This is a genomic window from Cellulomonas olei (assembly GCF_039548315.1).
GTDB lineage: Bacteria > Actinomycetota > Actinomycetes > Actinomycetales > Cellulomonadaceae > Cellulomonas.
Map to the genome: position 1 here is coordinate 37990 of NZ_JBCLVN010000053.1, position 8167 is coordinate 46156.

General features: G+C 78.1%; 8 protein-coding genes. 2 read left to right on the forward strand and 6 right to left on the reverse strand.

The window, feature by feature from the left end; all coding sequences use genetic code 11:
• Positions 1 to 22: 22 nt before the first annotated feature.
• From rimI to AAHH18_RS14945, 6 genes are all read right to left on the reverse strand, one after another.
• Complete coding sequence (rimI, locus tag AAHH18_RS14920; protein ID WP_343302138.1) at positions 23 to 538, reverse strand: ribosomal protein S18-alanine N-acetyltransferase; 516 nt, start codon at positions 536 to 538, stop codon at positions 23 to 25.
• A complete protein-coding gene (gene tsaB / locus AAHH18_RS14925) occupies positions 535 to 1236 on the reverse strand; it encodes a tRNA (adenosine(37)-N6)-threonylcarbamoyltransferase complex dimerization subunit type 1 TsaB (RefSeq protein WP_343302139.1) in 702 nt (233 codons plus the stop codon). Before tsaB ends, rimI begins: the two co-directional genes overlap by 4 nt.
• 93 nt (positions 1237 to 1329) lie before the next feature.
• A complete protein-coding gene (gene tsaE / locus AAHH18_RS14930; RefSeq protein ID WP_283319528.1) occupies positions 1330 to 1863 on the reverse strand; it encodes a tRNA (adenosine(37)-N6)-threonylcarbamoyltransferase complex ATPase subunit type 1 TsaE in 534 nt (177 codons plus the stop codon).
• Positions 1860 to 3038 carry an alanine racemase gene (gene alr, locus AAHH18_RS14935; protein WP_343302140.1) on the reverse strand — a complete coding sequence of 393 codons (1179 nt, stop codon included), beginning with the start codon at positions 3036 to 3038 and terminating at the stop codon, positions 1860 to 1862. Before alr ends, tsaE begins: the two co-directional genes overlap by 4 nt.
• A 114-nt stretch (positions 3039 to 3152) precedes the next feature.
• Complete coding sequence (locus AAHH18_RS14940) at positions 3153 to 3785, reverse strand: nucleoside/nucleotide kinase family protein (RefSeq protein WP_459349150.1); 633 nt, start codon at positions 3783 to 3785, stop codon at positions 3153 to 3155.
• A gap of 91 nt (positions 3786 to 3876) precedes the next feature.
• A complete protein-coding gene (locus AAHH18_RS14945) occupies positions 3877 to 5454 on the reverse strand; it encodes an NAD(P)H-hydrate dehydratase (RefSeq protein WP_343302141.1) in 1578 nt (525 codons plus the stop codon).
• Between the two features lie 63 nt (positions 5455 to 5517).
• Here AAHH18_RS14945 and AAHH18_RS14950 point away from each other — a divergent pair, with 63 nt between their 5' ends.
• Positions 5518 to 6504, forward strand: coding sequence for an LLM class F420-dependent oxidoreductase (locus AAHH18_RS14950; protein ID WP_283319525.1), 987 nt, complete (start codon positions 5518 to 5520; stop codon positions 6502 to 6504).
• A 201-nt stretch (positions 6505 to 6705) separates the two neighbouring features.
• Positions 6706 to 7644 carry an endonuclease domain-containing protein gene (locus AAHH18_RS14955; RefSeq protein WP_343302142.1) on the forward strand — a complete coding sequence of 313 codons (939 nt, stop codon included), beginning with the start codon at positions 6706 to 6708 and terminating at the stop codon, positions 7642 to 7644.
• Positions 7645 to 8167 lie beyond the last annotated feature (523 nt).

Here is an 8167-nt window from a genome sequence, read left to right on the forward strand (position 1 = left end):
CCGTCACGGGCGGGCAGCCGCGTCACAGCGACGCCGGCTGCCCGCCCGCGTCATCCCTGCCCGCGTCGTCCCCGCCGGCCGGCGCGGCGCCCGCCAGGCGCAGCCGCATCGTCCAGGCGTCCACGTTCTCCGGCTGGTAGTAGCCGCGGCGCCGGCCGAACCGCTCGAACCCCGCGCGCTCGTACAGCCGCAGCGCCGGCTCGTTGTCGACCCGCACCTCCAGCAGGACGTCCCCGGCGCGCAGCTCGCGCGCGCGGCCCAGCAGGGCGTCCAGCAGGGCGCGCCCCACGCCGCGGCCCTGCGCGTCCGGCCGGGTGCCGATGGTCATGACCTGGGCGTCCCAGCCGTCGAACCACAGGCCCGCGTACCCGACGAGTCGACCCGCGGCGTCCTCGGCCCCCACGTACCAGCGCCCCGGCCCGTCCAGCTCCTCCTCGAGGGACGCCCGCGACCACGCGCCCGCGCCGAACAGCGCGTGCTCCATCGCCTCCAGGTCGTCCAGGTCGGCGGGCACCAGCGGCCGCAGCCGCACGGTCACGACCCCAGCACCCGCTTGCCCGGGGCCGGCGGCACCGCGTCCGGCCGGCGCAGGTACAGCGGCTCCGTCGGCAGGACGGTGCCCTCGCCCGCGACCGCGAGCCGCGCCAGGGCGACGCGCGCGAGGTCGGCCGGGTCGACGTCGGCCGGCGTCCCCGGCGTGGCCGGCAGCAGCTCCGGGTACAACGCGGTGCCGGCGCCCGCCACCACGAGCCCCTCGACCCCACGGGCCGCGACGGCCGCGGGCGTGTCCACCCCCGGGCCGTCGACCACCTCGACGGTCGCGTCCGTGCCCGCGCCCACCACCGCCCGGTAGCGCGCCCAGTACACCTCGCGGCGCCGCGCGTCGGTGACCACGAGCACCTCCCCCGCCGGCTGCAGCGCGCGGACCGTCGCGAGCGCCAGGGCGTCGAGAGAGGACACACCGTGCACCGGGATCCCCAGCGCCAGCCCCAGCGTCCGGGCCGTGACGAGCCCGACGCGCAGCCCCGTGAAGGGAGCCGGCCCGGTCCCGGCGACGACCGCCGTGAGCTCCGTGCGCGCCACACCGGCCTCGGCCAGCACCGCGTCGAGCAGCGGGGTGAGGGCCTCGGCGTGCCGGCGCGTCTCCCCGGACGAGCGGGTGGCGAGGGTGCGGCCCGCGTCGTCGACGACGGCGGCGGACGCAGCGGCGGAGGTGTCGAGCGCGAGGACGGGCACCGGTGGGGTTCCTTCCGGGTGGGGTCCGGGCGGGGCGGCCCGGGGCGTGGTCGGGGGTTCGGGGTCGGACGGGCGTCCGGGTGGCTCCGGCCGTCAGCCGGGCAGCGGCACGCCGTGCCAGCGGTCGCCGTGCGCGCGGACCGTGACGGTCCGGACCCCGGCGGCGGCGTCCTCGGCGTCCGCCACCGCACCGCGGGGGCGCCGCAGCGCGACCTCGAGCCGGTCGGCGGCCAGCGACTCCACGAGGCCCGCCCCCCACTCCACGACGGTCACGGACTCGTCCAGGGAGGCGTCCAGGTCGAGCGCGTCGACCTCGTCGAGCGAGCCGAGCCGGTACGCGTCGACGTGCACCAGGGCCGGGCCGGTCGTGCCGTCGTCGCGCGGCAGCGGCGGGTGCACCCGGGCGATGACGAACGTCGGCGACGCGACCGCGCCCCGCACGTGCAGCCCCTGCCCGATCCCCTGCGTGAGGGTCGTCTTGCCGGCACCGAGGTCGCCGGTCAGCACCACCAGGTCGCCCGGCCGCAGCAGCCCCGCGAGCGCCGCGCCGTACGCGCGCGTCGCGTCCGCGTCCGCCAGCTCCACCGCGACCTCGGCCACCGTCGTCGTCCCGTCCTGCCCGCTCACCGTTCTCCTCCCGTGCCGCCCGGCGCCTCGGGGTCCACGTGCACGCGCGGGACGCGGGCGCCGAGCCGCGTCACGATCTCGTAGGAGATGGTGCCGCACGCCTCCGCCCAGTCCTGCGCGGTGGGGCCGCCGTCGGCGCCCGTGCCGAACAGCTCGACCACGTCGCCCGCGGACTCGGTGGCGTCGGGTCCCAGGTCCACCACGACCTGGTCCATGCAGACCCGGCCGGCGATCGCGAGCCGCCGCCCGTGCACGCCCAGCGGGGCCCCGGGCGCGCCGTCGACGCCGGAGGCGTGCCGCGGCACGCCGTCCGCGTACCCGAGCGGCACCACGCCGAGCGTCGTCTCGCGGTCCGTGACGTAGTGGTGGCTGTAGGAGACGCCGTGGCCGGCGGGGACCCGCTTCACGGTCGCCAGCTCGGCCTCGACGGTCATCGCCGGGCGCAGCCCGAACCTCTCCGGGCCGCCGAGCTGCGGCACGGGGGTGAGCCCGTACAGCGCGATGCCGGGCCGCACCAGGTCCAGGTGCAGCTCGGGGTCGGTGAGCGTGGACGCCGACGCCGCGATGTGGCGGACCTCGAGCCGCGCGCCGCGCGCCTCCGCGTCGTCCGCCGCCGCCCGCAGCGCCGCCGCCTGCCGGTGCAGCGTCGGGTGCCCCGGCTCGTCGGCGAACGCGAGGTGCGACCACAGGCCGACCACCCGCAGCACGCCCTCGGCCTCCAGCCGCAGGGCCGCGTCGAGCACCTCGGGCAGGTCCGCCGGGGTCAGACCGTTGCGGCCCAGGCCCGTGTCGAGCTTGAGGTGCACGCGCGCCGTCCGGCCCGTGACGCGCGCCGACGCGGCGACCTCCTGGAGCGCCCACGGGGCGGCGACCGACAGGTCCACGTCCGCGGCGACGGCCTCGGTCAGCGGCGCGCCGGGGGCGTACAACCAGGTGAGCACGCGGGCGGTGATCCCCGCCTCGCGCAGCGCGAGGGCCTCGCCGAGCTGCGCCACCCCGAGCCACGTCGCGCCGCCCTGCACCGCGGCGCGCGCGACCGGCACCAGGCCGTGGCCGTACGCGTCCGCCTTGACGACCGCCATCACCTGGGCCGTCGGCGCGAGGTCCCCGAGGGTGCGGGCGTTGTCGCGGATCGCCGAGAGGTCGACCACGGCGCGGGCGGGGAACAGGCTCACCGCCCCAGTCTCGCACCGGCGGGCGCGCGGGCCGACGTGAGCCGGCGCGAGCCGGTCCGATCCGGCGCGGACCGGCGCACGGACGGGGCCCTCCCGGCGCGACGCGCCCGGCCCTCAGTCGACCGTCACCACCACGTCCGCGCGGTCGCGGGTGCCGGCGACGAGGTCGGCGTTGCGCTGGTCCGGGCCGTGGGTCCAGGCGTACGCGGCCTCCGGGGCCTTGCCGAACAGCCGGTGGCGCGCCACGAGCCGCTCCGCCCGCACGGACTCCGGCAGCTCGGCGTACCAGCACTCGTCGAGCAGGCCCCGCACCGGGCCGAACCCGTGGTCGTCCAGCAGCAGGTAGTTGCCCTCGGTGATGACGAGCGGCACGTCGGCCGGGACGGCGATCGCCCCGGCGATCCCGTTGCGCAGGTCGCGCCGGTACTCGGGCGCGTACACCGTCTCGCCGGGCACGGCCGCGCGCAGCCGCCGGAGCAGCGCGACGTACCCGGCCGCGTCGAACGTGTCCGGGGCGCCCTTGCGGTCCTGCCGACCGAGCCGCTCCAGCTCGGTCTGCGCCAGGTGGAACCCGTCCATCGGGGCGACGACGCACGAGCCCGCGAACGCGGCGAGGATCTGGGCCGACAGCGTCGACTTGCCGGCCCCGGGCGGCCCCGCGATCCCGAGCAGCCGGCGCGCCGGCCGGTCCGTGCCCGGCTCCGGGGTGAGCAGCGCGGCGACCCGGCGGTGCAGGTCGTCCCGCAGCGGCGGGAGCACGGGGTCCGCCGCGGCGGCGCGGGCGGTGCCGTTCGAGCCGGTGGTGCCGGTGGTGCCGGTCGGGTCGACGTCGGTGTCCTCAGCCACGGAGCAACCCTGCCACGACGGCGGGCAGGGCGTGCGCGACGTCCAGCGCCGCGACCGGGCCGCCGGGGACCGCGGCGGACGCGGCGTGCCCGTGCACGAGCGCGGCGGCCGCCGCGAGCGCGGCCGCGAGCGGGGGGTCGGCGAGCACGTCGCCCGCCCGGCCCGCGAGCAGCGCGGCGAGCAGCCCCGCCAGCACGTCGCCCGACCCGGCGGTCGCGAGCCACCCCGGCGCGTCCGCCTGCGCGAACACCGCCCCGCCCGCACCGGCGACCACCGTGGTGCTGCCCTTCAGCAGGACCGTCGCCCCGGTGCGCTCGTGGGCGCGGCGGGCCCACCGCAGCGGCTCCGCCGTCACCGCCGCGCGGTCCACGTCCTCGCCGAGGCGGGTGAGCAGGGTCGCCAGCTCCCCGGCGTGCGGGGTGAGGACGCACCACGGGGCGAGCGTCTCGGGCGCCAGGGCCAGGGCCCCCGCGTCGAGCACCGCCGGCTGCCCCTCGGTCAGCGCGCGCTCGAGCGCGTCCCCGACCCGACGGGCCTGCTTCGCGTGCGCGGGGTCGACCCCGGGGCCGAGCAGCCAGGCCTGCACCCGGCCCTCGCCGGCGACGACCTCGGGGCGCGCCGCCAGGACCGCGCGCCGCACCGCCGCCGGCCCGACGTACCGGACCATCCCGACTCCCGCCCGCACGGCGGCGGACACGCAGAGCACCGCCGCCCCGGGGTACGTGGGCGTGCCCGCCACCACGCCCAGCACGCCGCGGCTGTACTTGTGGTCGCCCGGGCCGGGCACCGGCCACAGCGCGGCGACGTCGGCCGGCCCCAGCCGCGCGACGGCCGGGGCGCCCGGCAGCGGCAGCCCCAGGTCCACGACGGCGAGCCGCCCCGCCAGCCGTGACGCCGGGGGCAGCAGCAGCCCGGGCTTCGCTGTCCCGAACGTCACCGTCAGCCCCGCGGGCAGCACGGGGCCGTCCGGCAGCGAGCCGTCGTCCACCCCGATCCCGCTCGGCACGTCGACGGCGACGACCAGCGGCCCGGGCGCGTCCGGGGCCCCCTCGTCGGCGAGCAGCTCCGCGAGCAGGGCGGTGAGCAGGCCGGCGACGCCTCGCGGGGCGCCCCGGCCGCCGATGCCGAGCAGCCCGTCGAGGACGACGTCCGCGGCGTACGCCTCGGCGACCGCGTCACCGAGCCAGACGACCGGCAGGTCCGGCCCGTCCCCCGCCCCCGGGCGTCCGTCCCCCGCGTCCCTCGCGTCCCCGACGCGCACCGCACGCCCGCCGGCCCGCCGCAGCGCCGCCAGCCCCTCCGCGTGCGGCGTCCCCGTCGTGCACAGCGCCACCACCCGCACGCCCCGCCGGGCGAGGACCGCACCCGCGTGCAGCGCGTCGCCCCCGTTGTTCCCGGAGCCGACCAGCGCCACCACGGAGGCCCCGCGGACCGCGCCCCGGCGGGACACCAGCTCCGCCAGGACCCGCGTCGCGAGCCCGCCCGCCGCCTGCTGCATGAGCGGCACGCCACGCGCGAGCAGCGGCTCCTCCGCCGCACGCACCTGGGCCGCCGGGTACCCGATGATCATGCGTCCATCCTGGCCGACCTCGTCGCGCGGCGCTCAGGCTCCGGCGGCGATAGGTTCGGCCCCATGCGCTTCGGACTCTTCATCCCCCAGGGCTGGCGGCAGGACCTCACCGGCATCGAGCCGGCCGAGCACTGGTCCGTCATGAACGGGCTCGCCCGGCACGCCGACGACGGCGACACGTTCGACTCCATCTGGGTCTACGACCACTTCCACGCCGTCCCCGAGCCCAACGGCGAGGCGACGCACGAGGCCTGGAGCCTCATGAACGCGTACGCCGCCACGACGAGCCGCGTGAAGCTCGGGCAGATGTGCACCTGCATGGCGTACCGGAACCCCGCCTACCTCGCGAAGGTCGCGACCACGGCGGACGTCATCTCCGGCGGCCGCGTCCAGATGGGCATCGGCGCCGGCTGGTACGAGCACGAGTGGCGCGCCTACGGCTACGGCTTCCCGCGCGCCGGCGAGCGGATCGCGATGCTGGACGAGGGCGTCCAGATCATGAAGCAGCTCTGGACCAACGGGGTCGCGACCCTCGACGGCGCGCACTACCAGGTCGACGGCGCGCAGCTCTCCCCGCTGCCGCTCCAGGTCGACGGCCCGCCGCTGTGGATCGCCGGCGGCGGCGAGCGCAAGACGCTGCGCATCGCGGCCGAGCACGCGCAGTACACGAACTTCGACGGCACGCCCGCCGGGTTCGCCCACAAGTCGCAGGTCCTGCAGGAGCACTGCGCGGCGATCGGCCGCAACTACGACGAGATCACGCGCTCGGCCAACTACAACGTCGTGATCGGCGCGACCGAGGCCGAGGTGGACGACCGCATCGCGTGGGTCGAGGAGCACTACGCACGCACCGTGCCGGACAAGGCGCCGGGCGTCGCCGAGGAGTTCCGCAACGGCCCGCTGGTCGGCACGCCGGAGCAGATCGTCGAGAAGCTGCGCGAGCTCGAGGCCCTCGGCATGACGTACGCCATCACGTACTTCGCCGAGGCCGCGTACGACCGCTCGGGCATCGAGCTGTTCGAGCGCGAGGTCGTCCCGGCCCTGCGCTGACCGCGCGCCCGCTCACCGCCTCGCCCGCTCACCCGCTCACCGAGAGTCCAGGACACGCCCGGGATCCGTCGAGATCGCCGGCGTGTCCTGGACTCTCGGTCGTGCCGGGAGGCGCACGGGGCGCTGCGGTCGCGCGAGGTCGTCCACAGGGTGGGGCGGGCGATGTGCGTGGACGAGCTGCCGTGCGAGAGGGTCCGGCGCATGGTCCGGTCCGCGCCCGCTCTCCCCGACGACCTCGCCGGGCGGTCCTTCACGGTCGCGGAGGGTCGCGCCGCAGGGCTGTCGTCCCGGGACCTGCGCGACCCGGCGCTGCGACGACCGGCGCGCGGCCTGCGCGCCACCGGTCCCTCCCCTGCGGACCTGCTCGCCCGCTGCCGGGAGCTCCTGCCCGTGCTGCCGCCCCAGGCCGTCTTCAGCCACACGACGGCCCTCGACCTCCTCGGCGTCGACCGCCCGCGCGGTCTGCGGCGACCGGACGACGTGCACGTCGAGGTCGGGTCCGGCGCCCGTCCGCCGCGTCGCCGGGGCGTCGTGGGCCACCGCCGGTCGGGACCGCGAGCGCCGGTCCGGCTCGTCGGAGGCATCCCCGCCGTCACCGCGCCGCGGCTCTGGGTCCAGCTCGCCGGGGAGCTGGACGAGGACGAGCTCGTCGTCGCCGGAGACGCACTGCTCCGTCGCCGGGACCCCCGCGTCGGGCTGCCCGAGCTGACGAGGGCCGTCGAGGGGCTGGACGCCGGTGCGCGCGGACTGCGACGGCTACGGCGCGCGCTGCCGCTGCTCCGCGCCGGGACCGACTCGTGCCAGGAGACCCGGCTCCGACTGGCGCTGGTGCGCGACGGGTTGCCCTGCCCCGAGGTGAACCGGCCGGTGCTCGACGCGGGCGGGCGCTTCGTGGCGCTGCCCGACCTCAGCTACCCGGCCCGCCGCCTCGCCGTCGAGTACGACGGCGACGTGCACCGCACGGACGCCCGGACGTGGCGTCGCGACGTCGCGCGCCGGCAGGCCCTCGAGCACGAGGGTTGGCGCGTCATCACGTGCACCGCCGACGACGTCCGTGCGCCGGCCCGCGCACTCGCCTGGATCCGCGCCGCGCTCGGCCCGCGCCGCGCCGGCGACCCCTGGCCGCCCCACGCGCGCTGACGCGCCCGCCCCTCGGTCCGACGCCCCCTCGCCGGTTCCCGTGCCCGCCCTGCCGACCCGCCGGCCCCCGTGCCCGACCTTCCCGCCCACCTACACGACCCGCCTGCCCACGTACCCGAGCCTTCATCCCGCTCGCTTCCCACACCGAGACGCCAGGACACGCCGAGGCAGCCGCACGAAGCCCGGGCGTGTCCTGGTCTCTCGGCGCGGAGGCAGCGAGACGCGCACAGCGCGAGCACACGCACACGCAGCACACGCGCAGCGCGCGGGCACGCACGGCACTCCCGCGCGCTGCGCAGCGTCGAGAGGCCAGGACACGCCGACGCGGCCGCACGAAACCCGGGCGCGTCCTGGAGTCTCGGCACGGAGGCAGCGAGACGCGCAGAGCGCGAGCGCACGCTCAGCGCAGACGCACACGCACACGCACACGCAGCACACGCGCACACGCACGTGCAGAGCGCGGGCACGCACAGCGCACGCGCGCGCTGCGCGGCGTCGAGAAGCCAGGACATGCCGACGCGAG